Source organism: Hephaestia caeni, from assembly GCF_003550065.1.
Lineage (GTDB): Bacteria > Pseudomonadota > Alphaproteobacteria > Sphingomonadales > Sphingomonadaceae > Sphingomonas > Sphingomonas caeni_A.
Genome location: NZ_QXDC01000005.1, coordinates 25,145 through 52,119, shown reverse-complemented (window position 1 = coordinate 52,119; position 26,975 = coordinate 25,145). Strand labels below are relative to the sequence as shown.

At 68.5% G+C, this 26,975-nt stretch carries 22 protein-coding genes; 13 read left to right on the top strand and 9 right to left on the bottom strand.

All coding sequences use genetic code 11. From position 1 onward, the window contains the following. Window positions 1–135: 135 nt before the first annotated feature. Both DFR49_RS19285 and DFR49_RS19280 read right to left on the bottom strand, forming a co-directional pair. Window positions 136–2,439 (bottom strand): patatin-like protein, encoded by a 2,304-nt coding sequence (locus tag DFR49_RS19285; RefSeq protein WP_119037360.1) that lies wholly within the window; start codon window positions 2,437–2,439, stop codon window positions 136–138. 117 nt (window positions 2,440–2,556) lie between these two features. Further along, window positions 2,557–3,270 carry an endonuclease/exonuclease/phosphatase family protein gene (locus DFR49_RS19280; protein ID WP_119037359.1) on the bottom strand — a complete coding sequence of 238 codons (714 nt, stop codon included), beginning with the start codon at window positions 3,268–3,270 and terminating at the stop codon, window positions 2,557–2,559. Between the two features lie 59 nt (window positions 3,271–3,329). Here DFR49_RS19280 and DFR49_RS19275 point away from each other — a divergent pair, with 59 nt between their 5' ends. The 7 genes from DFR49_RS19275 to DFR49_RS19245 all read left to right on the top strand — a co-directional run bounded on the left by DFR49_RS19275 (window position 3,330) and on the right by DFR49_RS19245 (window position 9,818). Further along, the gene (locus DFR49_RS19275; RefSeq protein WP_119037358.1) at window positions 3,330–4,055 is read left to right on the top strand and encodes a phosphocholine cytidylyltransferase family protein; all 726 of its coding nucleotides are present in this window, start codon (window positions 3,330–3,332) and stop codon (window positions 4,053–4,055) included. Next, a complete protein-coding gene (locus tag DFR49_RS19270; RefSeq protein WP_119037357.1) occupies window positions 4,052–5,188 on the top strand; it encodes a hypothetical protein in 1,137 nt (378 codons plus the stop codon). Before DFR49_RS19275 ends, DFR49_RS19270 begins: the two co-directional genes overlap by 4 nt. Further along, window positions 5,185–6,315: a CDP-alcohol phosphatidyltransferase family protein gene (locus DFR49_RS19265; protein ID WP_119037356.1), complete on the top strand. Its 1,131-nt coding sequence runs from the start codon at window positions 5,185–5,187 to the stop codon at window positions 6,313–6,315. Before DFR49_RS19270 ends, DFR49_RS19265 begins: the two co-directional genes overlap by 4 nt. Window positions 6,316–6,353: 38 nt before the next feature. Continuing rightward, window positions 6,354–6,830, top strand: a complete 477-nt coding sequence (locus DFR49_RS19260; RefSeq protein ID WP_245968655.1) for a DUF2141 domain-containing protein — start codon at window positions 6,354–6,356, stop codon at window positions 6,828–6,830. Between the two features lie 272 nt (window positions 6,831–7,102). After that, the gene (locus DFR49_RS19255; protein ID WP_119037354.1) at window positions 7,103–8,158 is read left to right on the top strand and encodes a diacylglycerol/lipid kinase family protein; all 1,056 of its coding nucleotides are present in this window, start codon (window positions 7,103–7,105) and stop codon (window positions 8,156–8,158) included. Next, window positions 8,155–9,069, top strand: coding sequence for a hypothetical protein (locus DFR49_RS19250; protein WP_119037353.1), 915 nt, complete (start codon window positions 8,155–8,157; stop codon window positions 9,067–9,069). The genes DFR49_RS19255 and DFR49_RS19250 overlap by 4 nt, the downstream gene beginning before the upstream one ends. Beyond that, entirely contained in the window at window positions 9,036–9,818 is a 783-nt protein-coding gene (locus tag DFR49_RS19245; RefSeq protein ID WP_170151066.1) for a nucleotidyltransferase family protein, read from the top strand. The genes DFR49_RS19250 and DFR49_RS19245 overlap by 34 nt, the downstream gene beginning before the upstream one ends. Here DFR49_RS19245 and DFR49_RS19240 read toward each other — a convergent pair. Both DFR49_RS19240 and DFR49_RS19235 read right to left on the bottom strand, forming a co-directional pair. Further along, a complete protein-coding gene (locus tag DFR49_RS19240) occupies window positions 9,794–11,155 on the bottom strand; it encodes a lipopolysaccharide biosynthesis protein (protein WP_119037351.1) in 1,362 nt (453 codons plus the stop codon). The genes DFR49_RS19245 and DFR49_RS19240 overlap by 25 nt on opposite strands. Window positions 11,156–11,233: 78 nt before the next feature. Continuing rightward, window positions 11,234–12,208 carry a quinone oxidoreductase family protein gene (locus tag DFR49_RS19235; protein WP_245968654.1) on the bottom strand — a complete coding sequence of 325 codons (975 nt, stop codon included), beginning with the start codon at window positions 12,206–12,208 and terminating at the stop codon, window positions 11,234–11,236. Window positions 12,209–12,317: 109 nt separating this feature from the next. Here DFR49_RS19235 and DFR49_RS19230 point away from each other — a divergent pair, with 109 nt between their 5' ends. Both DFR49_RS19230 and DFR49_RS19225 read left to right on the top strand, forming a co-directional pair. After that, complete coding sequence (locus tag DFR49_RS19230; RefSeq protein WP_119037521.1) at window positions 12,318–13,742, top strand: aldehyde dehydrogenase family protein; 1,425 nt, start codon at window positions 12,318–12,320, stop codon at window positions 13,740–13,742. 51 nt (window positions 13,743–13,793) lie between these two features. After that, window positions 13,794–15,026 (top strand): mechanosensitive ion channel family protein, encoded by a 1,233-nt coding sequence (locus tag DFR49_RS19225; protein WP_119037349.1) that lies wholly within the window; start codon window positions 13,794–13,796, stop codon window positions 15,024–15,026. On the opposite strand, the gene DFR49_RS19220 is transcribed toward DFR49_RS19225, so the two are convergent. After that, window positions 15,027–16,811: an SLC13 family permease gene (locus DFR49_RS19220; RefSeq protein WP_119037348.1), complete on the bottom strand. Its 1,785-nt coding sequence runs from the start codon at window positions 16,809–16,811 to the stop codon at window positions 15,027–15,029. 145 nt (window positions 16,812–16,956) lie between these two features. Beyond that, window positions 16,957–17,511 carry a glycine zipper 2TM domain-containing protein gene (locus DFR49_RS19215; protein WP_119037347.1) on the bottom strand — a complete coding sequence of 185 codons (555 nt, stop codon included), beginning with the start codon at window positions 17,509–17,511 and terminating at the stop codon, window positions 16,957–16,959. Window positions 17,512–17,947: 436 nt separating this feature from the next. Between DFR49_RS19215 and DFR49_RS19210 the strand changes: the two genes are divergently transcribed. Together DFR49_RS19210 and DFR49_RS19205 are read left to right on the top strand one after the other, a co-directional pair. Next, window positions 17,948–18,235 carry a type II toxin-antitoxin system RelE/ParE family toxin gene (locus DFR49_RS19210; RefSeq protein WP_119037346.1) on the top strand — a complete coding sequence of 96 codons (288 nt, stop codon included), beginning with the start codon at window positions 17,948–17,950 and terminating at the stop codon, window positions 18,233–18,235. Beyond that, window positions 18,235–18,531 (top strand): HigA family addiction module antitoxin, encoded by a 297-nt coding sequence (locus DFR49_RS19205; protein WP_119037345.1) that lies wholly within the window; start codon window positions 18,235–18,237, stop codon window positions 18,529–18,531. Before DFR49_RS19210 ends, DFR49_RS19205 begins: the two co-directional genes overlap by 1 nt. A 50-nt stretch (window positions 18,532–18,581) precedes the next feature. Here the strand turns inward: DFR49_RS19205 and DFR49_RS19200 are convergent, their stop codons facing one another. Further along, the gene (locus DFR49_RS19200) at window positions 18,582–20,999 is read right to left on the bottom strand and encodes an ATP-dependent helicase (RefSeq protein WP_119037344.1); all 2,418 of its coding nucleotides are present in this window, start codon (window positions 20,997–20,999) and stop codon (window positions 18,582–18,584) included. A 40-nt stretch (window positions 21,000–21,039) separates the two neighbouring features. Between DFR49_RS19200 and DFR49_RS19195 the strand changes: the two genes are divergently transcribed. Then, complete coding sequence (locus DFR49_RS19195) at window positions 21,040–21,432, top strand: GFA family protein (RefSeq protein WP_119037343.1); 393 nt, start codon at window positions 21,040–21,042, stop codon at window positions 21,430–21,432. A gap of 112 nt (window positions 21,433–21,544) precedes the next feature. Here the strand turns inward: DFR49_RS19195 and ald are convergent, their stop codons facing one another. Beyond that, a complete protein-coding gene (ald, locus tag DFR49_RS19190) occupies window positions 21,545–22,654 on the bottom strand; it encodes an alanine dehydrogenase (protein ID WP_119037342.1) in 1,110 nt (369 codons plus the stop codon). A 241-nt stretch (window positions 22,655–22,895) separates the two neighbouring features. Between ald and DFR49_RS19185 the strand changes: the two genes are divergently transcribed. After that, window positions 22,896–23,381, top strand: a complete 486-nt coding sequence (locus DFR49_RS19185; RefSeq protein ID WP_245968653.1) for an Lrp/AsnC family transcriptional regulator — start codon at window positions 22,896–22,898, stop codon at window positions 23,379–23,381. A gap of 283 nt (window positions 23,382–23,664) precedes the next feature. Here DFR49_RS19185 and DFR49_RS19180 read toward each other — a convergent pair whose 3' ends face one another. After that, entirely contained in the window at window positions 23,665–26,895 is a 3,231-nt protein-coding gene (locus DFR49_RS19180; protein ID WP_119037341.1) for a beta strand repeat-containing protein, read from the bottom strand. Window positions 26,896–26,975: the final 80 nt, after the last annotated feature.

The window sequence follows — 26,975 nt, the reverse complement described above, 5'->3', positions numbered from 1 at the left end:
GAAGGCCGGGGCCCAGTTGCGCGCCGCCCGATGCTGGACCCCGGCCTTCGCCGGGGTGGTGAATGAAAATACGTATCCGAAGGGGATAGTCACCCAAGGGGAGAGGGGGTAACGGGTGCGGGTCGTGCGCAGGCGCTACGGCGCGCCGATTTCCTGACGGAGCGTGTCGATCAGGTTGCCGACGGAGCCGAGGCGATCCTGCTCCTCGTCGAGGATGGCGTGGAAGGCGGCGCGTTTGATCGCCGCGACCCGGCCGGGTTGCATCCGTGCGGTGGCGGGCAAGGTCGAGACGATGATGTCGATCATCCGCTCGGCGCCGTGGAGGCGGCCCCAGAGGTAGTCGTTCTCACGATAGGCGCGGCTGAAGAAGGCGCCGAAGCTGTTGAACTGGATGCCTTTGAGCGTCGCCTCGGCACCGCCCTCGCGGATCGAGCGGGCGTCGTCGGGGGCGATCCGATCGACCTGGATGGGATCGAACTCGCCGAGCCCGTCGCCTTGCAACAGCGGCAGCGTCGCGACGTCGTAATAGGAAAAGCCCAGATAGGTGAGCAGCAGCGGCCGGCGCGCCTCTTTGGGCAGCGCCGCAAGCGCGCCGGCGAGGCGTTCGTCGGTGACGTCGTCGAGATGGCGCAGATCGAGCGATTCGGCGAGGCGATCGAGCAGTGGCGCGGCGTCGTCCTTCAGCCGGCGCGCGTCGCCGCGCAGCCGCAAGTGGAAATCGGTGCGCTTGCGATCGAGATAGGCCGATAATGATTCGTACAAGGCCTCGCGGAACGGCGTGATGAGCGTCTCTTCATGGGCTTCCTCGATCTCGCTCAGCCGCCGCGCGACCAGCCGCAGCCGGCGGATGCGGAAGCCGAGATCGAAATCGCGCAGGAAAGCGATGGTGGCGTCGCTCGCGCCGCCGACGAAGGTCGGGCCGCCATCGCCGAAGCCGCGCGTGCGCACCGCGTGTTCGGTAAGGTCGCGTACCCGGTGCCAGCGATCCGGCCCCGTTTCGCCGCCGACCTGATAGAGCAGCAGCGCGATCGTATCGATCACGCTCGCGATCTTGAGCTGGCCGTAGCCGGCATAGCTGTAACCGGCCTTGCGCCCGGCGCCGATCTGCGCGCGGCGGCGCCAGCCCGCGAGCCGCGCGGCGGTGGGCCGATCGAAGAACAACGTATGGCCGAACAACGCCTCGATCTCGCCTTCGACCTCGGGCGCGATATCGGCGATCACGCTGCGCATCTGCTCGATCCGGCGCGAGCGTGCGGCGATCGCATCGAGATTGTCGCGGATCGGCTGCTTGCGCGGCAATTCCGAGATCGCGCCGAGGATCGTCTGGAAGAAGCCCGGCGTCCGGGCCTCGGAGCCTTCGGCGAGGTGGATCTTCATGCCCGGCGAGGGATCGATATAGACGAAGCGGCGATCGACCGGGCGCCGGGCCGGGCGTTCCCGCAGCGCGTCGATCGCGGGCTTGAAGGGGGCGTTGGCGAGCACCGATCCGTCGATCAGCGCGGCTTCCTGCGTGACGCCCGCGGCCGCCTGGCGCGGCAGCACGCGGCGCAGGAACGCGGCACGGCTCGGCCAGGCCTGGTCACGTTCGGCGAGCACGCCATCGAGTTCGCCGACGGTGAAGGGCGGGAAAGCGCCGGGAAAGCTCGATGTCGCGCGCGCGGCGAAGGCGAGTTCCGCCGCGTGGCCGAGCGCGTCGCCGCCTTCGCCGTGATCGCTGAACGGAAAGACGAGGCGATGCTCGGTCTCGATCACCTCGGGCGGCGAGTTGAGCCGCAACCGTTCGGGATGGCCGCGAAAATCGGTGACGGTCACGAACAGATCGAGCGGCTGGCGATCGGGCAGCAGGCGCGGGCCGACCGGCGCCGCCGCCATCGCGGCGAGCGCATCGAGCAGCATCCCGGTGAAGCGCGCGCCCCCGAACGGCGGCTCGAACCAGCGCGAACGGACGAAATGCGAGAGCTTGGCGCGGACTTCGTCGCGCGTGGCCGATTCGGTCACGTCTTCGAGATCCTGTTCGGATCGGCGCGCCGCCATCCACGCGAGCGGCAGCGCCCACACCTTCGAATAGCGCGACGATGGCGCGGCTTCGGGATCGATCAGCGCCTCGACATCGGCCTTTTCGAACCACAGGTCTGTGAGCGGTTCGAGGCTCTGCCCGGTCGCGATCGCCTGCGCGAGGAAGACGCCGTTGATCCCGCCCGCGCTGGCGCCCGCGACGATATCGATCAGGACACGCAGCCGCAGCTTCTGTTCGACCTCGATCTCCTCGAGCAGCGCGCGATAGACGCCCTGGCTGCCTTCCCCCGCCGTGTCGCCCGCGATGAACGCCTGGCTGGCGCGCGCGACCCGCCAGATTTCCTTGGTGATGCCGTGCATGTAGACGGCGAGGCTGATCCCGCCATAGCAGACGAGGGCGAGGCGGATTTCCTTTTCGCGCATATGGCCGCCACGTCCTTTCCGTTCGTGCTGAGCCTGTCGGGGTGCGGCTCGTTCGTTGCCGGGGTTTAGGAAGAAGTACGGTCCTTCGACAAGGCTCCCCTGAGCTTGTCGAAGGGCTCAGCGCGAACCGGGTTCGGATTTGCGCTCCAGCGTCGCCCAGATCGGCAGATGGTCGGAGGCCTTGCGCGCGGCGGGGCTGAAATGCACGCCGGCATCGGCGACGATCAGATCGCTCGACACCATGATCCGGTCGAGCCGTGCGATCGGGCGGCGGGCGTGGAAGCTAGGGCCGGTCTCGGCGAAGTGATAATCGCGCCCGAAATCGCGCAGGCAGCCCGCCATCGCGCTCCATTCGTTGAGATCGCCCATCAGTACGGTGGGATAGCGATCGGTGCTGACCTCGATATGCGCGATGATCGCCGCGGCCTGGCGGCGGCGCCACAGCCCCGAAAGATCGAGGTGCATCCCGATCACGCGGACGGTCTGGCCGCCGAGATCGATATCCGCCATCACCGCGCCGCGCGGTTCGAGCGCGGGCAGGTGGATCGGCTCGCAATCAAGGATCTCGGCCTCTTTGCGTACGAGGATCGCGTTGCCGTGCCACCCCATCGAGGCCGCGCGCGTTCCGAACGGCACCGCCTTCCACGGGCTGTGATCGGCGAGTAGATGGGGGGTGAGAACCTGGCTGCGCCCGCCGAAGCGGCGATCCGCCTCTTGCAGGCAGATGATGTCGGCATCGATCTCGCACAGCACGTCGAGCGTGCGATCGGGGCGGCGGCGGCGATCGGTGCCGATCCCCTTGCGCATGTTGTAGCTGGCGACCTTGATCATTCTGGGCTGGTAACGCTGTTCCGATTGTCGAAGTTTCACACAGACTCTAGGAAACCCGCATGAAGGGAATCGTCCTGAGCGCCGGCAACGGCTCGCGTCTGCTACCGCTGACGCGCGATATGCCCAAGTGTCTGGTCGAAGTCGATGGACGGTCGATTCTCGACTGGCAACTCGCCGCGCTGGCGGGGGCGGGGGTGACACGAGCGGTGGTGGTGGTCGGCTATCGCGCGCGGCGGGTGGGCGCGCATCTCGATGCTGCCGCGCCGCCGCTGCCGGTCGATCTCGTCTACAACCCGTTCTGGCGCGTCGCGAGCAGCATCGGCAGCGTGTGGGCGGCGCGCGACCATCTCGATGGGCCGTTCGTGCTGATGAACGGCGACACGGTGTTCGAGCCGCCGGTGATCGCGGGCGCGATTCGCGATGCGGGCGCGGGGCTGGGGCTGCTCGTCGAGCCGCTCAAGGGGCACGAGCAGGACGACATGCTGGTCGAGGCGAGCGACGGGCGGGTGCGCGCGGTCGCCAAGACGCTCTCGGCCGAGCATGCCACGCACCGCTCGCTCGGCGTGGTGCTGGCGCCGCGCGACGAGGATGCGGCGGCCTATCGCCGTGCGCTCGACGAGGTGATCGCCGCGCCCGACGGGACGCAATCCTATCATCACGATATCGTCGACTGGCTGGCCGGGACGGCCGGCGTTGGCGCGATTTTGCGGCAGCCGGGGGTGTGGCAGGAGATCGATCGCCCCGCCGATATCGCCCGCTGGACGCGCGGGCATCGCCACGCGTGACACGCCCCGTCGCTTTCCTCTTTCTCGGCGAAACGCTGCTTATCCCACATCTTTACCCGATCGTGGAGGCGCTGGCCGAGGCGGCGCCCGATCTGCCGATCGATCTGTGGGTATCGACGTCGCTCCACGAGGATTTGATCGGGGGCTGGATCAGCGACGCGGGGATCGCGTCGGTGCGGATTCGGCGCGCGCCGGGTTTCCGGTTGCTGGCAGGCTATGAGAATGGCCGCAATCCGCCGCTACCGGGCAAGCTGCCGATGCTGCTGCGGCTCGCGCCGCGGCTCAACCGCGCGGCGCTGGTGGTGTCGGCCGAGCAGACCAGCCTGTGGCTGCCGCGGCTGCTGCCGATGCGGCCGAAGTTCATCAACACGCTCCACGGCGCGGGCACGATGATGACGCGGGGCGACAAGCGGCGCAAAGCGGCGTGGAAGACACTGGTGCCGGCGGAAGGCGAGCGCGCGGCGCTGGCCGCGCACGGGGTCGATCCGGCTTCGGTTGTCCCGATCGGCTACGTCAAGGCCGCGTTCCGCCATCGCAGCGCGGCGCGCGCGCTGTTCGCCGACGCGCGGCCGATCGTGCTTTATGCACCACACTGGCAGCAGCACCGCTCATCGTGGTGGCAATGGGGGGTGGCGGCGATCGAGACCGTGCTGGCGAGCGGGCGCTACAATCTGATCTTCGCGCCGCATCAGCGGCTGGTGGAGAAGGCGCCCGAGGTTCGCGAGGTCGCCCACCGAATCGCGGGGCTTTCCAACGTTCATTGTGATCTCGACAGCTTCGCGATGGTCGACGGCAGCTATACCGCTGCGGCGGATATCTATCTTGGCGATACGTCGAGCCAGGTCGTCGAATTCCTGATGCGGCCGCGGCCGTGCGTCTTCCTCGATCCGCTCGGTGTCGCGTGGCATGACGATCCCTCCTACGCGATGTGGGCGGCGGGCGAGGTGGTGACCGATATCGAGGCGCTCGATGCGGCGCTTGGCCGTGCGCCAGCGCTTCACGGCGGGTTCGACGCGGCGCAACAGGCGTTCGCCGGGGCGCAACTTGGCGATGCGAGCGGCGCGGCGGCGGCACGCGCTGCCCGAGTCATCCTCGACGCGCTCGCTCAACAGGCCTATCGCGCCGCGCAATGACTACAGCAATCCCACAAGCGGCCGCGGCGATTCTGCCGATCGGCGACAATCCGACGCTCCTTTGGGGCATGACCGCGCGCGAACGGCTGCGGCGCATCGCCGCCGCGCACAAGCTCGCCTTCGATGCCGCCGCGCCGGGCAACGTGCTGCTTGCCAGCCTCGATTATGTGTTCGACCCCGCGTGGGTGGCGCATCTCGCCGACAAGCCCGGTACGGTGGTGACGCGCGACGGGGTGCCCGTGCTCGCGCATGTCGCCACCGACGCGCAAGGGAGCGCGGTGATCGCGGCGATGCAGGCGCGCAAGCGGTTGCGGCCGGCCGGTGGGCTGACGCTGCTGCCCGCCGAGGACGAAGCGGGCATCTTCAACGAGGCGCTGCGCAAGCGCGAGCGGCCGTTCGCCGAGCGGCTGGTGCCCGAGAACGTCCCCGCGATCGAGCGCGCGAGTTATGCGGGTGCGTACAAGGGCGTCACCGATCTGCTCACCAAATATCTGTGGCCGACCTGGGCGTTCCACCTGACGCGTCTTGCCGCGCGGTTCGGCATATCGCCCAACCAGGTCACTGCGGTCGGATCGCTGCTGTGCATCGTCGCCACGATCGCCTTCTGGACCGGCTGGTTCTGGACCGGGCTCGCCACCGGCCTTGCGTTCATGGTGCTCGACACCGTCGACGGAAAGCTGGCGCGGTGCACGATCACCTCGTCGGCGCTGGGCAATGCCTGGGATCACGGGGTCGATCTGGTCCATCCGCCGATCTGGTGGTGGGCCTGGGCGGTCGGTTGCGCCGCCTATGGACGTCCCTTGAGCGATACGATGTTCTGGGCAGTGATCGGCACGATGCTGTTCGGCTACGTCGCGCAGCGGCTGATCGAGGGCGCGTTCATCGTACGTTTCGGGATGCATATCCATGTATGGCGCCGATTCGACAGCCGGTTCCGGCTGATCACGGCGCGCCGCAATCCCAACATGGTGATCCTGTTCGCGCTGCTGCTGATCGGCCGGCCCGATTGGGGGATCATCGCGGTTGCGGGCTGGACGCTGATCTCGCTCGTCGTCCATCTCGTCCGACTCTTCCAGGCCGTGGAGGAGAAAGCGAGCGGGCACGAGATCAGGAGCTGGCTCGCCTGACGCCGACGGCACGACGTCGTCGGCACGAGGAGGTTGACGTGCGCGTGCATCGGTTGGTGGTTATGCTGGGGGGCTTTGCGGCGATCGCGCTGGCGACCCAGCCCGCGCGCGCCGCGGATGCGTGCGACGGCGTGGCCGGCACGGGCAAGGCCAAGCTGACGGTCGTCGCCGAGGGCGTGCGCAGCGCGGCCGGCGAAGTCGCCTTCACGCTCTACGACGACGACAAGAGCCGCTTCCTCGCCAAGGGCGGCAAGGCGGGCCGCGTGCGGACGGCATCGATCGCGCCGCGCACCTCGGCGTGCTTCTGGGTGACGCCGGGCCATTATGCGGTCGCGATCTATCATGACGAGAATGGCGACCGGAAGTTCAACCGCACGCTGACCACGCCGAAGGAGGGTTTTGGCTTTTCGAACGACGCGCCGACGACGTTCGGGCTGCCGTCGTTCGCCAAGGTGCGTTTCGTCGTGCCCGAGGGCGGCACGACGATACGGATCAGGATGCGCTACGCACGCTAGGGTCGATCGACATTCAGTCCATATCGGCCTGCAAATGGCGGTTTCCCGCGCTTCCGGTGCTCACGTACTGAAAGTACGCTGCGCTCCGGGTCACGGAAAACCACCATTTTCGACTCAACCTGAACTGAATGTCGATCGGCCCTGGAGTGGCGGGCGGCCGCGCCCGGTCTTGTCAATGGCCGTAATCCCGCCCATTTCTTAGGCCAAGGAACGAGCGCTCCCACCGTAGCGTATGTGGGAACGGTGACAATCATGATACAGGCGGTTGATTCTTGAGCAATGGACCTCACGCTTATGCGCGATTTGACGGCGGCGCGCTGATCGCGCGCGCGCGCCATGACGATCGCGTGGTGCGCCCCCTGGTGCTGTCGCGACCTTCGCCGGTCGTGCTCGCGCCGGGGCTGCACCCGCTGCCGCGTGTCGGCGTGGTCAGCAACCCCAAGAGCCACCGCAACCGCGCGCGCGCGCGCCGCGTGCTCGAGCTACCCGGCGACGTGCGGTTCGAGACCCCGGCGAGCTGGCCCGCGCTCAACGAGACGCTCGAACGGTTCGCGGCCGAAGGCGTCGACCTGCTCGTCGTCGATGGCGGGGACGGCACCGTGCGCGACGTGATCAGCGCGGCACCGGCGGCGTTCGGCGATCGGATGCCGCGCATGGCGATCCTGCCCTCGGGCAAGACCAACGCGCTCGCGCTCGATCTCGGCGTGCCGCTCGACTGGGCCGTGGCCGATGTCGTCGAGGCGGCGGCGCGCGGCCAGTTCGTTCGCCGCGCCCCGATCGAAATCTATCGCGACGGCGGCGGCCAGCCCGATGTGCGCGGGTTCCTGTTCGGCGCAGGGGCGTTCGTGCGCGCGACGAAGGTGGCGCAGCGCACGCATCGCTTCGGCGCGTTCAACGGTCTTGCGGTCGGCCTGTCGCTGGCGCTCGGCATCGCGCAGACCTTGTTCGGGACCGCAACCAATCCGTGGCGCGTGGGCGAACGGATGCGGCTCAAGGCCGACGGTGACCGTCTTGTCGACCGGTCGTTCTACCTGCTGTTCGCCTCGACGCTCGAGCGGTTGCCGCTGCACCTCAAGCCATTCGGTCGCCGCCGCGCGGGGCTGAAGCTGCTCGCGGTCGATGCGCCGCCCAAGCGGATGGCGCTGACGGTGCCTGCGCTGCTCGCGGGCTCCGAGGCGGCGTCGCTCGATCGCGCGGGCTATCGTCGCGCCGATCTGCACGCGTTCGACCTGTCGCTCGAAGGCGGGTTCATTCTCGACGGCGAACTATACCGGGGCGGCGACATCACCGTCCGCGCAGGGGCGCCGATCGATTTCGCGGTGCCGTGACGGCGCTCGGCGCCCTTGTCACGCACGAACTCGGCGTCGAGACCCCGCCAGCCGTTGCTACCGCCGCGCGCCTCCTGGCCGAGGCGGCGGGCGGCGTCGCGGTGCTGTTCTACGGATCGGTGTTGCGGACCGGCGACCTTTCGGGCGTGATCGATTTCTACGTGCTGACCGAGCGCGTGGGCGGGGGCAGGGTGCGCCGGCTGGCGAACCGCTGGCTGTGGCCCGAGGTCAGCTATCACGAGATCGCGGTGGGCGGCGAGACGATCCGCGCCAAGGTGGCGACGATGCCGCTCGATATTTTCGCGCGCGCCGCCGCCGGGGAGACGCTCGACACGACAATATGGGCGCGGTTCGTCCAGCCCTCGGCGCTGGTGTGGGTCCGCGATGACGCCAGCGCGACGCGCGTGCGTGCCGCCGTGGCGGCGGCGGCGGTGACGGCGGCGGGCTTCGCGGCGATGCTCGGGCCGACCGAGGGCGCGCCGCGGGCCTTCTGGAAAGCGCTGTTCGCCGAAACCTATCGCACCGAGTTCCGGGTCGAGAAGAAGGGCAGGGAGGATCAGATTCTTACCTTCGATCCCAAACACTTCGATGCCTTGTTGCCCGCGGCGTGGGAGGTAGCCGGGATCGGCTTCGAGGCCGGCGATGAAGGACTGAAGCCTCGGCTTGCACCCGATCGAGCGCGCGCGCTCAAACGGGCGTGGAAGGCGCGGCGGCGGATGGGCAAGCCGCTCAATTTCGCGCGATTGCTCAAGGCGGCGTTCACCTTCGACGGCGCCGCGCGCTATGCGCTATGGAAGATCGAGCGGCATACCGGGCTCGCGATCGCGCTGACGCCGTGGCGCGAGCGCCATCCGATCCTTGCCGCGCCCGGCGTGCTGTGGCGCGTCTGGCGGACGGCCGGATCGCGGTGAGCTTCAACGCGCTGGTGCTGGCGGGGTCGCGTGGCGGGCCAGATCCGGTCGCGGCCTATGCCGGGGTGTCGGACAAGGCGTTGATCGAGATCGACGGCGAAACGATGCTCGCGCGCGTCGTCGGGGCGTTGCGGGCGGCGGGCGCGGCACGGATCGGCGTCTCGGCGTCGGCGCCCGCCGTGATCGAAGCGGCGCGCGCGCTAGGGACGGAGATCGTGCCGGCCGCACCGGGGCCGAGCCAGAGCGCGGCGGTGGGGCTGGCGGCGCTCGGCACGCCGCTGCTGCTCACCACCGCCGATCACGCGTTACTGCGCCCCGAATGGGTGCGCGATTTCCTGAACCATGTACCCGCCGATGCCGATGTCGCGGTGCTACTTGCGCGGCGCGAGGCGATCGAGGCGGCGGCGCCCGCGACACGGCGGACCTATCTGCGCTTCGCCGATGGCGATTGGTCGGGGTGCAACCTGTTCCATTTCGCGAGCCCGCGCGCGGTGGCGGCGATCGATCTGTGGCGGCACGTCGAGGCAGATCGCAAGCGGCCGTGGCGGATCGTGCGGCGGCTCGGGCCGGGGTTGCTGCTGCGCTATCTGGTGCGGCGGCTGACACTGGCCGACGCGGTCGCGCATCTCGGGCGGCGCGCCGGCGTGGCGGCGCGCGTCGTGGCGGCGGAGGATGGGCGCGCTGCGATCGATGTCGACAAGCCCGACGACCTCGATCTGGTGCGTCAGCTCGTCGCGCGGGGCGGCTGATCGTCGGGCGATGAGCGCGTGCTGCGGGCGTAGCGGATGACCGCCGCGCCCAGCAGCAATGCGCCGGCGACCGACCCCGCAAGCACCCCGATCCCCGCGCCGACTTCGCCCATGCGCGGCAGCAGCGCGACGGTCGTCACCAGCAGCACGATGACTGCGGCGGTGCGCGCGACCATCGCCGTGCCGGCGCGATGGACCGCCATCAGCACGGGCTCGAAACTCACCGTCGCGAGATCGACGCAGCCCGCCGCCGCCAGCCAGAGCAGCAGCGGCCCGGCATCGGAGAAACTGTGTCCGCCGACGAGCACGAGGATAGGCTTGCCCGCCACCGCGACGATCGCGAGGATGACGAGCGCGGCGGCCGACGACGCCCAGAACAGCCGCGCGAGCATCCGCGGCAGGCGCGCCGCGGCGGGGGAGCGGACCGCGCGCACGATCTCGGGAAAGGCGGCGCGCGCGAGCAGTTGCGACAGCTTGGCGAGCGCCTGCGCGATCTGGAAGGCGAGCCGGAATGCGCCCGCCGCCGCCGGGCCGACATAGCCGCCGACGAGCAGCAGCGGCACATGCTTGGTCGACAGGCTGAGGGTGGAGCTGGTGTTGGTGCTGAGCGTGAAGCGGACCAGCCCCGGATTGTCGGCGAGCAGCCGCCGATCGGCGGGAGGGCGCCTCGTGAGCAGGCCCAGATCGCCGGTGCGCGCGAGGATGATCCAATACGCCCCCGCCGTCACCAGTTCGGCCGCCGCCCAGGCGAGCAGGAAGCCCTCCACCGTCGGCAGCAGCGCGAAGGCCAGACCCGCGCCGACGAAGCGGACGAGCGGCGTCATGCTGTCGGCAAGCGCCGAGAGCGAAAAGCGATCGCGCAGCCGCAGGATACCGAGCGGAGTCGACCGGATCGTGACGAGCTGGACGACCGCGAACAGCAAGGTGGCCCGCATCAGATCGGGGGTGATGCCGAAATCGCCCCCCCAGACGGCCAGGATCAGGATCGCGAGGCCGATCCCGACCAATGCGCTCAGCACATCGAGCCCCACGCAGGCACGCAGCAACGCGGCGAGGCCGATATCGTCACCGCTGTTGAGGTGATCGACCCCGTAGCGCACGACGATCTGCCACGTCTGGAACCCGACGAGCAGCGCGATCGCCTGCGAGGCGCCGGTGATGAGCGCGAAGCGGCCGAAATCGGCGGCGCCGAGCGTGCGCGTCGCGACCCCGAGATAGACGAGCGACAACACCGCGAGCACGCCCCGGCTCGCGAGCAGCCAGCCCAGATTGCGCGCCGCCGCGCGCACCCCTCGGGGCAAGCGGGCGAAGCCGCGGGTCGAGTGGTCGTTGTCCATGCGCGAAGGCCGACTAGAGGCGTATCGCCCGCCGGGCAAGCGAGCGATCGCCCGCTGCGCCGAACCGAACGTCCCGCGTCACGGCAGCAGCACCGTCGCGCCCTCGGTTGCGCCGGCTTCGAGCGCGCGGTGCGCCTGGGCGATATCCTCCAGCCTGAAAGTCCGGCCGATGCCTGCTGTGATCGCGCCGCCGGCGAGCATCGCGAACACGCGGTCGATCACCTGCTGGCGCTCGTCGCGCGTCACGACGTAATCGAACAAGGTCGGCCGGGTGACGAACAGCGAGCCTTTGCTCGCGAGCGTGCCGAGCGCGACACCATCGACCGGCCCGCTTGCACTGCCGAAGCTGACGATCAGCCCGCGCCGCGCCGCGCAATCGAGCGACTGTTCCCAGGTTGCCCGGCCAACGCCGTCGAAGATCACAGGGCAACGCTTACCGCCGGTGATCTCGCGCACGCGCGCCACGACATCCTCGCGGCTGCGGTCGATGACATGAGCCGCGCCTGCCTTGCGGGCGCGGACGGCCTTGGCGGGGTTGCCGACGGTGCCGATCACGATCGCGCCGATCGCGTTGAGCCAGCCGGCGAGCAACTGCCCGACGCCGCCCGCCGCGGCGTGGACGAGGACGGTCTGGCCGCGCTCCACCTTCGCGCAGCGTTCGATCAGGAACTGGGCGGTCGAGCCCTTGAGCATCAGCGCGGCGGCGCTCGCGTCATCGACGGTGTCGGGAAGCGTGGAGAGATGCTCGGCGGGGAGATTGCGATGCGTGGCATAGGCGCCGCGTTCGGGGCCGAAGGTCGCGACGCGATCGCCTTCGGCAAGTCCAGTCACCCCCGGCCCCACCGCTTCGACCACGCCGACGCTTTCCGATCCGAGCCCGGTGGGGAGCGGCAGCGGATAGTCGCCGCGCCGGTGATAGATGTCGATGAAGTTCAGCCCCACCGCCGTGGTGCGGATGCGGACCTCGCCGGGCGCGGGAGCGGGCAGATCGATATCGACCCACTGCATCACCTCTGGGCCGCCGGTGTGTTCGATACGGACGACGCGTGCCACGGAACCTCCTCGATGCGTGCCGGCTTCGGAAACGTCGCCGTGCGTTGCCGCTTGCAACGAATCGGCATCCGCCGCAACATACCCGATGTTCGAACAATCGGAGGCGAGGATGAAGCGCTATCCCAAGCAGTATATCGACGGCGCCTGGGTGGAAAGCGAGGGCGGCACGCGCCACGAGGTGATCAATCCGGCCACCGAACAGCCCTGCACCGAAATCACGCTCGGTTCGGCCGCCGATGTCGACAAGGCGGTGGCGGCGGCGCGGCGCGCTTTCGAGAGCTTCTCGCAGACCAGCGTCGAGGCGCGGATCGCGCTGCTCGAGGCGATCATGGCCGAATATAAGAACCGCAGTGCCGATATCGCCGAGCGAATCGCGACCGAAATGGGCTGTCCGATCTCGATGGCGGCGACCGCACAGGTCGGCTCGGGGGTCGGTCATTTGATGGCGGCGATCGCGGCGCTCAGGGATTTCCGGTTCGAGGAGCGGATCGGCGCCAACCGGGTGGTGCACGAACCCATCGGCGTCGTCGCGCTGATCACGCCGTGGAACTGGCCGATGAACCAGGTGCTCGCCAAGGTCGCGCCCGCGCTGGCCGCGGGCAATACGATGATCCTCAAGCCCTCGGAGGAAGCGCCGGGATCGGCCGCGATCTTCGCCGAGGTGATCGACAAGGCCGGCGTACCCGCGGGCGTGTTCAATCTGATCCAGGGGGATGGGCCGGGTGTCGGCACCGCGCTGGCGCGGCATCCCGGTATCGACATGGTGAGCTTCACCGGATCGACCCGCGCCGGCATCCAGGTCGCGAAGAACGCCGCCGATACGGTGAAGCGCGTGCATCAGGAACTCGGCGGCAAATCGCCCAACGTGATTCTCGAAGGCGCGCCGCTCGACAAGGCGATCCCGGCCGGGCTGATGGGGGTGCTGATCAATTCGGGGCAGAGCTGCATCGCGCCGACGCGCGTGCTCGTCCACAAGAGCCAGCACGATGAAGCGGTCGCGATCGCCAAACAGGTGATGGAGGCGACCGAGACCGGCGATCCGATGACCGAGGGGCGGCATATCGGCCCGCTCGTCAACAAAGCGCAGTGGGAGAAGGTTCAGGGGCTGATCGCCAAGGGGGTCGAGGAAGGCGCGACGCTGGAGGCCGGCGGCCCCGGCCGCCCCGAGGGCGTCGAGACCGGCTATTTCGTCAAGCCGACATTGTTCTCGAACGTCCGCAATGACATGAGAATCGCGCGCGAGGAGATTTTCGGCCCCGTCGTCACGATCATTCCCTACGAGAACGACGAAGATGCGATCCGCATCGCCAACGATACCGATTACGGCCTGTCGGCGGTGGTGTCGGGCGATCCGGCCAAGGCGAAGGCGTTCGTGCCGCGGCTGCGGGCGGGGATGGTCTATGTGAATACCGGCAATCCCGATCCTGGTCTGCCGTTCGGCGGCTACAAGCAATCGGGCAACGGGCGCGAATACGGCAAATACGGGCTTGCCGAGTTCATGGAGGTCAAATCGGTGATCGGCGATCTGGGCTAGCGCGGGGTTGCGTTCACGCGTGCGGAGGCGATAGTCGGGCGCCCGCAGACGATGCGGGAGGCCATCATCACCGATTACATTCCGACGACATTCGATTTCGCGCCGATCCTCGAATCCGCGCTCTGGCTGTGCGGCCTGTTCGTGGTGGCGGCGATCGGGAGCTGGATCGCGCGGCAAATCGTGCTGCGCGCGATCGCCCGGCTGCTCGACCGGCTGACGATCGACGATGCGATGCCGTCGATCCCCAAGGTGGTCGGGCGGCTGGCGCGTGCGGTGCCGGCACTCATCGTCGGCGGCGGCATCCATGTCGTGCCGCATCTGCCGGCGGAGGCGCGGGCGGTGGTGTCAGCGATCGCGGGCGCGTTCGTCGTGGTGGCGATCACGCGCGCGTTCAGCGCGGTGCTCGATTGCGTGAACGAGGTCTATCTCCGCCGCCCGGACGCCGCGCAGCGGCCGATCAAGGGCTATCTCCAGGTCGTCAAGATCATCGTCTGGTGCGCGGCGGCGGTGCTGATCATCTCGATCCTGATTGGCCAGTCGGTGCTGTTGCTGCTGTCGGGGCTGGGGGCGATGGCAGCGGTGCTGATGCTGGTGTTCAAGGATACGATCCTGTCGCTGGTGGCCTCGGTGCAACTCACCTCGAACGACATGGTGCGCGTCGGCGACTGGATCGAGATGCCGCAATACAATGCCGACGGCGACGTGATCGATATCGCGCTGCACACGATCAAGGTGCAGAACTGGGACAAGACGATCACCACCGTGCCGACGCACAAGCTGATCGCCGAATCGTTCCGCAACTGGCGCGGCATGCACGAATCGGGCGGGCGGCGGATCAAGCGATCGCTGATGATCGACCAGAACAGCGTGCGCTTCCTCTCGGCCGACGAGATCGCCGAGGCGCGGCGCTTCACGCTGCTCCATGCCTATCTCGACGAGCGCGGGCGGGAGATCGAACATTGGAACACCGGCCGCGACGCGCCTAACCGGCGGCAGATGACCAATATCGGCGTGTTCCGCGCCTATGTTGCCGCCTATCTCGCGGCGCATCCGGGCATCAACCAGGAGATGACGCAGATGGTGCGCCAGCTCGCGCCCGGCCCCGCCGGCCTGCCGCTCGAACTCTATTGCTTTACCGCCAGCACGGCGTGGCGCGATTATGAGGCGGTGCAGGCGGATATCTTCGACCACCTGCTGGCGGTGATGCGTTCCTTCGGCCTCAGGCTGTTCCAGCAGCCGAGCGGGCAGGATCTGGCAGCGGCACTGCAACGCGACTCGGCATAATCACGTCACCGGCCAGAAGAACAGGATCAGCGGCGTGCCGAACGCGATCACCAACAGCGACAGCGGCGCGCCGAGCCGGGCATAATCCTGGAATTTGTAACCGCCCGGCCCCCAGACGAGCGTGTTGCACTGGTGCCCGATCGGGGTGAGGAAATCGCACCCCGCGCCGACCGCGGTCGCCATCAGGAAGGCATCGGGATGATAGCCGAGATCGCGGGCGAACACCGCCGCGATCGGCGCCATCACGAGCACGGTGGCGGCGTTGTTGAGGAACGGCGTCACCGCCATCGCCACCGTCAGGATCATCGCGACCGCGCCCCAGGGCGGCAGCCCCGACGCGGTGCCCGACAGCCAGGTCGCGATCAGATCCGACGCGCCGGTGGTGCGCAGGCTTTCGCTCACCGGGATCAGCGCGCCGAGCATGATCAGGATCGGCCATTCGACATGTTCATAGGCCTCGCGCACCGGCAGCGCGCCGGTAGCGATGACGAGCCCGGCGGCAGCGAAGAACGCGACCGCCACCGGCACCAATCCGCCTGCGGTCGCCGCCATCGCGACGCCGAGGATGACCACCGCGAGCAGCCCCTTGCGCTTGCTGCCCAGCCGCAGCGGGCGTTCGGCGAGCGGCAAAGCGCCGAGATCGCGGAGCTTTTCGGGGAGTTCGTCGAGCGCGCCCTGGAGCACGACGACGTCGCCCGCGCGCAGCACGGTGTTGCCCAGACTCTTGACCAGCCGTTCGCCGCGCCGCGACACCGCGATCAGATTGACGCCGTAGCGTTCCTGAAGCCTCAGGCGCCCGGCGGACTGCCCGATCAGCGGCGATTCGGTGTTGATCACCGCCTCGATCACGCCGATCTCGCTGCCCTTCTTCTCGTCCTTCTTCTTCTTTTTGTCGCGATCCTGGCCGGTGAGCGCGAGCTTGTCGCGCGAGATCGCGCGTTCGAGCACGTCGGGCTCGCCGCCCAGGATCAGCGTGTCGCGCTCGCGCAGCACGGTGTCGGCGAGCGGGATACTGCGCATGCCGGCGCGCAGGATGCTCGTCACGGTGATTTCGTGATCGTGGCGCGCGACGAACTCGGCGATCGTCTCGTCGATCGCGGGCGAGCCTTCGGCCAGCGTCGCCTCGGTGACGTAGCGCTGGACGTCGAGCGCCTCGCCCATCGTCGGCGTCGCGCGGCGATCCCGCGGCAGCAGGCGATAGCCGAAGCGCAGGAAGACGAGCCCCATCAGCAGCAGGCACAGCCCGACGGGCGTGTAATCGAACATGCCGAAGGGCTTGCCGATCATATCCTCGCGCACGCGGCTGACGATGATGTTGGGCGAGGTGCCGACCAGCGTCATCAGTCCGCCGAGCAGGGCGGCGAACGACATCGGCATCAGGAAGACCGAGGGCGGCGTCTTGTTCTTCTTCGCCATCTGGAACGCGGCGGGCATCAGCATCGCCAGTGCGCCGACATTCTTGACCAGCGCCGACGCGAACCCGACCGAGGCGGTGAGCACGACGAGCTGGGTGCTGACGCGCTTGACGCGGCGCGAGACCAGGGCCTGCGCGCTTTCGATCACCCCCGATCGCTGGACCGCGCCCGACAGCACCAGCGCCGAGCCGACGATGATGACGAGATCGTCGGAAAAGCCCTTGAACGCTTCCGCAGGGGAGACGATGCCGAGCGCGAGCGCTGCGAGCAGCGCGAGGATCGCCACCACATCATACCGGAACCTGCCCCAGACGAACATCGCCATCATCGCGACGAGGGTGACGACGGAGAGGATCTGGGGCAGCGTCATTCGGCCTCGCGGATGGAAAGGGTGGCGGCGTAACTATCCAGCGCCACACTGTTTCCCTCGCCGCCCCCACGCAAGCGATTCAGGTGTGTTGGTTGGAGGAAGACCGCGCCGGGCGAGCGGGCCGGCGCCGCAGAATCGGATATCCTCAGCGGCAGACGACTTGCTGCTGGTTCTGTTCGACCGCGCGCCCCGCCAGCGCGCCCGCAGCACCACCCAGAAGCGTGCCGAGGATGCGCGAATGACCGCCGTCGATGACATTGCCGAGGATGCCGCCCGCCGCGCCGCCGACGATGAGGCCGGTGGTGCCGTCGTTCCGCTTGCAATAATAGCGGCCGTCCTCGCCGGCATAGACGCGCTCGTCGGGGCGCATCACGCGCGACTGATATTGCGCGCCCGAGCGATAATCGCGCGCGGGATCGTAGCCGTTCTCGTCGCGGTCATAGGCATCGGCACCATAGCGATCGTCATAGGAGGGATAGGGAACGCGCGCGGCGGCGCCGCGGTCGTAATAGCCGTTGCCGCGGTCGCGCTGCTGCGCGGCGCGATAGCGATCGAAGGCATCCTGAAAGCGCGCCAGCTCCGACTGGAAGCGCGTCTGCGCCTCGGCGAAGCGCGCCTGTTCCTCGATCGACTGCGCCGAGGCGGGCAATGCCGCGGCGGCGGCGAGGGCAGCGGTGGCGAGGATGAGGGGCTTGAGCATGAAACGACGTCCTTCTTGTTCGGGGGCGATGCGGGCGAGTCAATCTCGCGGCGGGCTAACGGGGGCTGAACGGGCGTGCGGCGAACCGGCGGATTGCCGCAGGAATCGGGCGGGGCGAGCGTTCTGCGCAGTGGCTTTCGACGACGCCAAAGTTGTCGGTTCGGCGGGGCGCGCGGCGATGGAAGGTGAGGCGAAGGTTAGGCCAAGAGGCGTGCTTGCGATCGGGGTAGGCGTGGCGTGCGGGGAGCGTGCGCATGGGGTGAGGCGCGATCGAGACGGGCCGGACGAGCATCGTTTGCGAGTTAAGCATAAATGGGGCTTGTAGGACAGCGGACACGAATGCCGACGCCGTGGCGTAATGGTTCATCGGCGATATAGGCTTGCAAAGCGTAAATTGACGGTTGACGATACGCGCGGCTTCGAATAGGCTCCATGCGTGGAGATCGGCAATATCCGACACAAGGCGTTGCGATCGTTCGCGGAGACGGGAAAGGCCAAGGGATTGCCAGGTAATCTGGTCGATCGGTTGCGTAACATGCTGGCCTATCTGGTCGCGATCGACGCGGTCGAAGAACTGTGGATTCCGCCCAATTTTGGCGCGCATCTGCTGACCGGGGACCGTGCGGGAATTTGGTCGCTGACGGTAACCAAGAACTGGCGGATGACGTTTCGCATCGGCGAGACGGGGGCGATCGAAGACCTCGATCTGGAGGATTATCACTGATGACGATCACGCTGCATTCGAGCTTCGCGGTACACCCCGGCCCGTGGTTGCGCGCTGAATTAGTGGAGCCGCACGGGCTGAGCGTCACCGAGACAGCAGCGAAGCTTCACGTTACGCGTCAGGCAATGAGCAACCTGCTCGGTGGGCGGGCGGGGTTGTCGGCGGAAATGGCGATCCGCTTCGAAAAGGCATTCGGGGTGCAGGCCGACACGCTGATACGGATGCAGGCCGCCCACGATCTGGCGCGGGCGCGGGCCGGCGAAGATGCGATCGAGGTGGAGCGGGTGGCGGCATAGGCTCTGGATTCCCGCCTTCGCGGGAATGACGGGGCTGGGGTTAGGCCGGGTCACCCCAGGCTCACGAAGCTATCCATCACCCGCTTCCTGCCGGCTTGTTCGAAATCGATCTCGAGCTTGTTGCCTTCGATTTCGGCGATTTCGCCATAGCCGAATTTCTGGTGGAAGACGCGCATGCCGATCGCGAGGTCGTCACGGCCCTTGTTGCCGAGGCTGACGGCCGAGGCGCGGGCTTCGACGATGCGGGTGGGCTCGCGGGTGAAGGTGCGGGGCTTGAAGCCGCCGCCGGGGTTCTTGAGGTCGATACCCGCCGCGCGTTGCCAGCCGGGGCCGCGGCCGGTGCCGCGGGCGACGTCGGCGAAGGGATCGGCGCGCTCGGACCAGTTGGCGCGCCACAGGCTCTCGCCGCCCGACATCGTGCTTTCGCTCTCGATATGCTCTTGCGGAAGTTCCCCGACGAAGCGGCTGGGGATGCTGCTGGTCCACTGGCCGTAGATGCGGCGATTGGCGGCGTGGAGGATGGTCGCGCGGCGGCGCGCGCGGGTGATCGCGACATAGGCGAGGCGGCGTTCCTCCTCGAGTGACGCGAGACCGCCTTCGTCGAGCGCGCGTTGCGAGGGGAACAGCCCTTCTTCCCAGCCGGCGAGGAAGACGGTGTCGAATTCGAGCCCCTTGGCGGCGTGGATCGTCATGATCGTGACCTTGGCCTCGTCGGTAGTCGCGTCGTTGTCCATGACGAGGCTGACGTGTTCGAGGAAAGCGCCGAGGGTTTCATATTCCTCCATCGCGCGGACGAGTTCGGTGAGGTTTTCGAGGCGGCCGGCGGCCTCCGCGCTCTTGTCCGCCTGGAGCATCGCGGTGTAGCCCGATTCGTCGAGGATGATCTGGGCGAGTTCGGGGTGGGGGAGAGGGGCGCCATCTACCCCTCTACCGTCGCTGCGCGCCGGTCCCCCTCCACCACCCGGCGCCGCCGGGCGGTCCCCCTCCCCGAGCGAGCTCGGGGAGGAACTGGCGATGTCGCGCCATCGGACCAGGTCGGCGACGAAATTTCCGAGGCTGCGGCGGGCTTGCGGGGTCAGTTCGTCGGTGTCGAGGATGCGCGCGGCGGCGATCGAGAGCGGGACGCCTTGCGCGCGGGCGAGTTGATGGATGCGGGCGATTGCCTTGTCGCCGAGGCCGCGCTTGGGCGTGTTGACGATGCGTTCGAAGGCGAGATCGTCTGCCGATTGGTGGACGAGGCGGAGATAGGCGAGCGCGTCGCGGATCTCGGCGCGCTCGTAGAAGCGGAAACCGCCGACGATGCGATAAGGCATGCCGATCGCGATGAAACGGTCTTCGAACTCGCGGGTCTGGTGTTGGGCGCGGACGAGGATGGCGGTGTCGTTGAGGCTGGCGCCCGCGCGTTCGGCGGCCTCGATCTCCTCGCCGACGCGGCGGGCCTCCTCGGGGCCGTCCCACACGCCGACGACGCGGACCTTGTCGCCGGCGTCGAGTTCGGTCCACAGCGTCTTGCCGAGGCGCCCGGCGTTCTGCGCGATGACCCCCGAGGCGGCGCCGAGGATGTGCGGGGTCGAGCGGTAATTCTGTTCGAGCCGGATGACAGAAGCGCCGGGGAAATCCTTCTCGAATTTGAGGATATTTTCGACCTGCGCACCGCGCCAGCTATAGATGCTCTGATCGTCATCGCCGACGCAGGCGATGTTCTTGCGGCTCTGCGCGAGCAGGCGCAGCCAGAGATATTGGACGGCGTTGGTGTCCTGATATTCGTCTACCATGATGTATTTGAAGCGCGCCTGATAGTGCTCCAGCACGTCGCGGTGCGTCTTCAGGATGACGAGCATGTGGAGCAGCAGATCGCCGAAATCGCAGGCGTTGAGGGTTTTGAGCCGCTGCTGATATTGCGCATAGAGCTCGCCGCCGCGACCGTTGGCGTAGCGTTCGGATTCGCCCGCGTCGATATCGGCGGGGGTGAGCCCCTTGTTCTTCCACTGATCGATCAGCCCGGCGAGCTGGCGGGCGGGGAAGCGCTTTTCGTCGAGATCGGCGGCGGTGATGAGCTGCTTCAACAGGCGGAGCTGATCGTCGGTATCGAGGATCGTGAAATTGCTGTGGAGCCCGACCAGTTCGGCGTGGCGACGGAGCATCTTCGCGCCGATCGCGTGGAAGGTGCCGAGCCACGGCATGCCCTCCACCGCCTCGCCGACCAGCCGGCCGACGCGCGCCTTCATCTCGCGCGCGGCCTTGTTGGTGAAGGTGACGGCGAGGATTTCGCTCGGCCAGGCCTTCCGGGTGTAGAGCAGGTGGGCGAGGCGCGCGGTGAGGCACGCCGTCTTGCCTGTGCCCGCGCCGGCGAGGACGAGCAGCGGGCCTTCGGTGGTCAGCACCGCCTCGCGCTGGGGGGCGTTGAGGCCGTTCAGGTACGGCGGATCGGCAGGCGTTGTCGGACTCTGGGGCACTGGCAGACTCATCCGTGAACAGGTAGGGAACGGAGACGAGAGGAGCAAGCATATGATCGAAGGCGGATGCCAGTGCGGCAAGGTTCGATATGCGATTGAGGGCACGCCGGTGCGGCATGCGGTGTGCACGTGCCGCGATTGCCAGCGTGCGGCGGGCGCGCCGCTGGTCGCGTGGGCGGTGGTCGATGACGACAAGTTGCGCGTCACCGGCGAGATGGCCAGCCACAATTCTTCCGGCGACGTGCAGCGGCAGTTCTGCCCCAATTGCGGGACGGGGCTGTTCTATCGCAGCGAAAGCATCTTTCCCGGGCAGGTCGACGTGCAATCGGCGACCTTCGACGATCCCGATGCGGATCCGCCGACGATCCGGGTACAGCTTGCCGAGGCGCCCGCGTGGCTGGCGGGGTTGAACGCGCTGCCGGGGCACGCGCGTTATCCGGGGTGAGGTTCGTTCTCAGGCGCGGTCGCCCTCACCCCTCTCCCGCTGGGAGAGGGAAGGGGCCCGCGAGGCGCAGCCGAGGGGGAAGGGTGAGGGCGCTTGATAGCCGGGGACGATTTCAGCTCGCGCCCCACGCCTCGAAGGGCATGCCGAATGCTTGCGCCACGGCGTGGTGGCGGATTTTGCCGGCGGAGACGTTGAGGCCGGCGGCGAGGTGGGGATCGGCCTTCATCGCGGCCTCGGCGCCCTGATTGGCGAGCTTGAGGACGAAGGGCAGGGTCGCGTTGTTGAGCGCGAAGGTGGAGGTGCGCGCGACCGCGCCGGGCATGTTGGCGACGCAATAATGGATCACGCCGTCGATCTCGTAGACCGGATCGTCATGGGTGGTGGCGTGGCTGGTCTCGAAACAGCCGCCCTGATCGATCGCGATATCGACGAGCACCGCGCCGCGCTTCATCGTCTTGAGCATGTCGCGGGTGACGAGCTTGGGCGCGGCGGCGCCGGGGACCAGCACCGCGCCGATCACCAGATGCGCCTTTTCGACCGCCGCGGCGATCGCCGCCTTGCTGGCGTAGGCGGTCTTGATCTGGCTCGAGAAGAACATGTCGAGTTCGGCGAGGCGATCGTTGTCGATGTCGTAGATGGTGACGTCGGCGCGCATCCCGACCGCCATCTGCGCGGCGTTGACCCCGGCGATGCCGCCGCCGAGGATCGCGACGCGCGCGGGCGCCACGCCCGGCACGCCGCCGAGCAGCACGCCGCGCCCACCGGGCTCCTTTTCGAGATAATGCGCGCCCACCTGCACCGACATCCGCCCCGCAACCTCCGACATCGGCTTGAGCAGCGGCAGCCCGCCTTTGGGCGAGGTGACCGTTTCATAGGCGATGCAGGTCGCGCCCGATGCGATCAGCCCTTCGGTCTGGGGCTTGTCGGCGGCGAGGTGGAGGTAGGTGAAGAGCAGATGGCGCGGCTCGATAAGCGCGATCTCCTGCGGTTGCGGCTCCTTCACCTTGACGATCATGTCGGCGGCGGCGAACACCGCGCGCGCATCGGGCAGGATCGTGGCGCCGACATCGACATAGTCCTGATCGTCGAAGTCGATCCCCGCGCCCGCGCCCGCCTCGACGACGACTTCATGGCCCGCGGCGATCAGTTCCGCCACCGAGGGCGGGGTGAGCCCGACACGATATTCGTGGTTCTTGATTTCCTTCGGCACGCCGATCCGCATCGTCTCTCTCCTGTCGCTTCCCCGACGATCGCCGGGCGTCGCGTTGGAGAACGCACCGCCCCGTCACCGGAGCCGTTTACCCTGTGCCGTTCCCAAAAAGGAAAGGAGGCGCGGGCCGGGCGGCGGTTCTCATTGATGCAGAGAATATCGCGTCGCGAGGTAAGAATCTCTGCAAAGTTGATTGCTTTATAACAAATCGACGCATGGATTTGCGATTGATCCGTGTTAGGATGCGAGAAGGATGCAAATCGATCGGATCGACCGCCATATCCTCGAACTGCTCGCCGCCGACGCGCGGATGGCGGTGAGCACGGTCGCGGGCGCGGTGGGGCTGTCGCAATCGGCGGCGACGCGGCGCATCCAGGCGCTCGAGGCGGCGGGAATGATCGAGGGCTATACCGCCCGGCTCGGCGCGCGGCGGCTGGGCTTCGCGGTGACGGCGCTGGTCGATATCACGCTGGGGACGCAGATCGAGGAGGATCTCGCGCGGTTCGAGGCGGCGGTGGGGGCGATCGACGGCGTGGTCGATTGCGCGCTCGTCTCGGGTGCGCAGGATTACCGGCTGCGGATCGTTTGCCGCGACCTCGACGATTACGAACGGCTGCACCGCGAGCATCTGGGGCGGCTGCCGGGGGTCACCACGATCAGCTCGCGCTTCGTGCTGCGCCCGGTGCCGACGCGCAGCGAGGCGGATGCGTTGTTGGGAGGGGGAGGGCGGCAGGGCTGATAAAGGGTGGCCTGACCCTAGGGTCCGGACCCATTGATTGCACGGTCGTGACGGAGGCGGGAAAGATGGCGCGAGAAGGCGCGAGTGCGGGTCATAGCAGCGCTATGGCCCAATCGAGCAACGCCCTCGCGGCGCTTTCCCGCCCCGCCCTTCGGGTGTCGCCATGCAGGCCCGTGGCAGCGTCGACGCGTCTCGACGGGGGGAAATCCCCGCCTTCGTCGCTTCTCCTCGCCACGAACCCGCATCGCGACATCACGATCCGCGCAATCAATGGGTCCTGACCCTAGAATTCTCCCGCCACGCCGACGCGCAGTGCGTTGTTGCCGTGGCCGCCGTAGGCGAAGCCGGCGGTGACGGCGAGGGGGGCGTCGGTGGCGAAGCGGTGGGCCATCGCGCCGCCGATCGCTTGCGCGTCGCGGAACAGCCCGCCGTTGAGCGCATAGCTGGTGCGGCCCGGCTCCGAGGGCATCGGCGCATAGCCCATCGCCATCGCCGCGGCGATGCCGGCGCGCGCGTCGCGGCGATCGCGGCGGAGCGCGTTGTCGAGCGCGAGGATGTCGCTGGGGCCGAAATCGGAGAGCGCGAGATTGCCGCCCGCGTCCGAGGTGACGAAGCCGACCGCCCCAGATTGCGCCGCGCTGCTCGCCGCCGAGCCGATGCCGGCGAACGTGTAGGTTGACGCGGAGGAGCCGAGCGCGACCTGGCTCGCGCGTGTTGCGTGGGCATCGGCGCCGATCGCGATGCTGCCCGCCGCGCCGGCGACGGCGTTGCTGCCGAGCGCGATCGCCGCGTCGCCGTTGGCGATATTGTTGCTGCCGATCGCCACCGCGCCGGTGCCGGTGGCGGTGTTATTGTCGCCGAGCGCGACTGCGCCCCGGCCGATCGCGCTGTTGGGATCGCCGATCGCGACCGCACCCTCGCCTGAGGCGATATTGCCCGCGCCGATCGAGACCGAAGCGCCGTTTTCGGCAAGCGCACCGGTGCCGATCGCCACCGACGAATCGCCGCTCGCATCGGCGCCCGACCCAAGCGCGATCGCATTCGCGCCGGTCGCGGTCGGGCGCGCGCCCGCGCCGTTGATCGCGAGATAATCGGTGCGCGCCAGCGCTTCGTTCGCGGTCTGCTGCGCGGCGGCGGCGTTGGCGACGGCGCTGTCGGCGACCGATCGGGCGAGTTCGGCATTGGCCCCGGCGGTGTCGGCGGCCTGTTGCGCGGCATCGGCGCGGACGCGCGCGTCGTCCGCCGCATTCTGGGCATTGGCGGCGTTGGCGAGCGCAAGATCGGCGGTCGCCTGGCTGGCATTGCCGGCGCTGAGCGCACGATCGGCGAGCGCGTGCGCGGCGTCCGCGCGTTGCTGCGCGGCGGCCGCCTCGCTGCGCGCGGTGGCGGCTTCGTGCGCCGCGCCGTCGGCGGTCGTCTGCGCGGTCGCGGCGTTGGCCAGCGCATTGTCGGCGGTGGTCTGCGCTGCGGCGACGTTCTGATTGGTCGCGTTGAGTTGATCCCCCGTCACCGCATCGGTCGAGCCTGCCGCAATGACACCCGCACCGAGGCCGGTCAGCACACGCGGCCCCGCGGTTCCGCCGAAATCGACGATGTTGCCGTCGGTGGCCGCACCGACGGTGATGGCGCGGCTTGCCGGATCTTGCTGGACGAGACCGATCGACCCGCCGGCGATCTGGCCCTGGAGCGTGGAGATCGCACCGCTGTTGCTCGCCACCTGCCCGCCGAGCGTGGCGATTGCGCTCGTGTTCGTCGTCACTTGTCCGCCGAGCGCGGTGATTGCGCCCGTGTTCGTTGCCACTTTTCCGTCGAGCGTGGTGATCGCACCGGCAACGGCGGCGACGTTCTGGTTGGTCGTGTTGAGCTGGTCGCCCGTCACGGCGTCGGTCGATCCCGCCGCCACGGTGCCGTTGGCAACATTGACGATGCGGCGCTCGGCGCCGGTCTTGCCGACCGACACGGTGTTCGTCTGATCGGCGACCGAACCTTGCCCCAGCGCCACGGCGCCGGAGGCGGAGGCGTCGGCGCCCTGCCCGAAGGCGGAGGCGCTGGCGGCACTGGCTTGGGCGTCAAAGCCGACGGCGGTGGCGTTGGTCTGCCCGGCGGCGCCTGCGCCCGCCTGTGCATTGGCGCCAAGTGCGGTCGTACCGGAGTTGGTGAAGCCGTTGAAGAACGTGCCCCCGGCTTTCGCGTTGTAGCCGTTCGCGGTGCTGGACTCGCCCGCGGCGATGGCGGATGTCCCGATAGCGGTGCTGATGATCCCCGAGGCGAAGCTGGTCGTCCCGACCGCGGTGCTACCGTCGCCCTTGGCGCGCGCGCCGGTTCCGAAAGCGCTGGAGTAGATGCCCGTCGCCTCCACCGTTTCGCCGGCGTCGATGGCGCCGTTGAGATTGGTGTCGACCCAGCCGCCGACCGCCGTGCTGCCGTCACCCAAGGCCTTCGCACCCTGTCCGGTGGCGGTGCTGCGGGCGCCGCTTGCCGTTGCATTGGTGCCGACCGCTACGCTCCCGGTGCCGGTGGCACTCGGCGCCACGTACCCAATTGTGTTGTTGTTGGCGATTGGCACGCTGGCGATCGCCGTATTGAGCTGGCCGAGATTGACCGCGTCGGTGGCGCCGGTGCCGTTGGCGACGTTGACGATGCGGCGCTCGGTGCTCGCCGCGCCGACCGACACGGTGTTCGCCTGATCGGCGACCGAACCCTGCCCCAGTGCCACTGCGTTCGTGGCGGAAGCGTTCGCGCCTTGCCCGAAGGCCGAGGCGTTGGCGGCATTGGCGAGGGCGCTTTCGCCGACGGCGGTAGCGCTGGTTTGCCCGGCGGCGGTGGTGCCAGCCTGCGCGTTGGCGCCGAGCGCGGTCGCGCCCGCATTGGTGACGCCGTTGGAGAAGAGCCCGCCTGCCGCGGCGCTGGCGCCGTTTGCAGTGCTGTTGGTGCCGAGCGCGAGCCCGAAATTGCCGGTTGCGGTGCTGCTGGTGCCCGAGGCTTTGCTCAGCACGCCGGTTGCGGTGCTGTTCGCGCCCGTGGCTTTGCCGAACGCGCCGGTCGCCGTGCTTCCCGAGCCCGAGGCTTCGCTGCCCACCCCGGTTGCGGTGCCGCTGTCGCCGGTGGCGGCGCTTGCCTGCCCGGTTGCGGTGCTGTTGGCGCTCGAAGCCTTGCTGCCCGATCCGGTCGCGGTGGCGCCGGTGCCCGAAGCTTTGCTGCCCTGTCCGGTCGCGGTGCTTCCAATTTTCGATGCCACGCTGCCTTGCCCGGTCGCGGTGCTGCCGGTTTCGGACGCCTGGCTGCTCTGCCCCGTCGCGGTACTGTTGCTTCCGCTTGCGGTGGCGCCCGTTCCGATCGCGAGGCTGTTGGAGCCTGTGGCGTTGCCGCCCGAAACCGATTGCGCGCTGGCCGGGGTCGCCGCGAACCCCATCGCCAGCGCGCCGGCCGCGCAGCCGCGCAGCAGGAAGCGGCGGCACCGCGTCGATTGCCTGGATACCGGATCGGTAGCGGCCCGATCGATGAAGGTCGGCATGGCTCAATTCTCCCCGGCTCGTGTCTGTTGAAATGGGCCGGGAGATGGCACGACCGCCGCCGCGGCCGTTAGGCCGGGTG

What these genes read in the sequence shown, in the direction of transcription:
- DFR49_RS19285 (WP_119037360.1), bottom strand. Translation starts at nt 2,439, where the DNA reads ATGCGCGAAAAGGAAATCCGCCTCGCCCTCGTCTGCTATGGCGGGATC.
- DFR49_RS19280 (WP_119037359.1), bottom strand. Translation starts at nt 3,270, where the DNA reads ATGATCAAGGTCGCCAGCTACAACATGCGCAAGGGGATCGGCACCGAT.
- DFR49_RS19275 (WP_119037358.1), top strand. Translation starts at nt 3,330, where the DNA reads ATGAAGGGAATCGTCCTGAGCGCCGGCAACGGCTCGCGTCTGCTACCG.
- DFR49_RS19265 (WP_119037356.1), top strand. Translation starts at nt 5,185, where the DNA reads ATGACTACAGCAATCCCACAAGCGGCCGCGGCGATTCTGCCGATCGGC.
- DFR49_RS19240 (WP_119037351.1), bottom strand. Translation starts at nt 11,155, where the DNA reads ATGGACAACGACCACTCGACCCGCGGCTTCGCCCGCTTGCCCCGAGGG.
- DFR49_RS19230 (WP_119037521.1), top strand. Translation starts at nt 12,318, where the DNA reads ATGAAGCGCTATCCCAAGCAGTATATCGACGGCGCCTGGGTGGAAAGC.
- DFR49_RS19225 (WP_119037349.1), top strand. Translation starts at nt 13,794, where the DNA reads ATGCGGGAGGCCATCATCACCGATTACATTCCGACGACATTCGATTTC.
- DFR49_RS19220 (WP_119037348.1), bottom strand. Translation starts at nt 16,811, where the DNA reads ATGACGCTGCCCCAGATCCTCTCCGTCGTCACCCTCGTCGCGATGATG.
- DFR49_RS19215 (WP_119037347.1), bottom strand. Translation starts at nt 17,511, where the DNA reads ATGCTCAAGCCCCTCATCCTCGCCACCGCTGCCCTCGCCGCCGCCGCG.
- DFR49_RS19205 (WP_119037345.1), top strand. Translation starts at nt 18,235, where the DNA reads ATGACGATCACGCTGCATTCGAGCTTCGCGGTACACCCCGGCCCGTGG.
- DFR49_RS19200 (WP_119037344.1), bottom strand. Translation starts at nt 20,999, where the DNA reads ATGAGTCTGCCAGTGCCCCAGAGTCCGACAACGCCTGCCGATCCGCCG.
- DFR49_RS19195 (WP_119037343.1), top strand. Translation starts at nt 21,040, where the DNA reads ATGATCGAAGGCGGATGCCAGTGCGGCAAGGTTCGATATGCGATTGAG.
- ald (WP_119037342.1), bottom strand. Translation starts at nt 22,654, where the DNA reads ATGCGGATCGGCGTGCCGAAGGAAATCAAGAACCACGAATATCGTGTC.
- DFR49_RS19185 (WP_245968653.1), top strand. Translation starts at nt 22,896, where the DNA reads ATGCAAATCGATCGGATCGACCGCCATATCCTCGAACTGCTCGCCGCC.
- DFR49_RS19180 (WP_119037341.1), bottom strand. Translation starts at nt 26,895, where the DNA reads ATGCCGACCTTCATCGATCGGGCCGCTACCGATCCGGTATCCAGGCAA.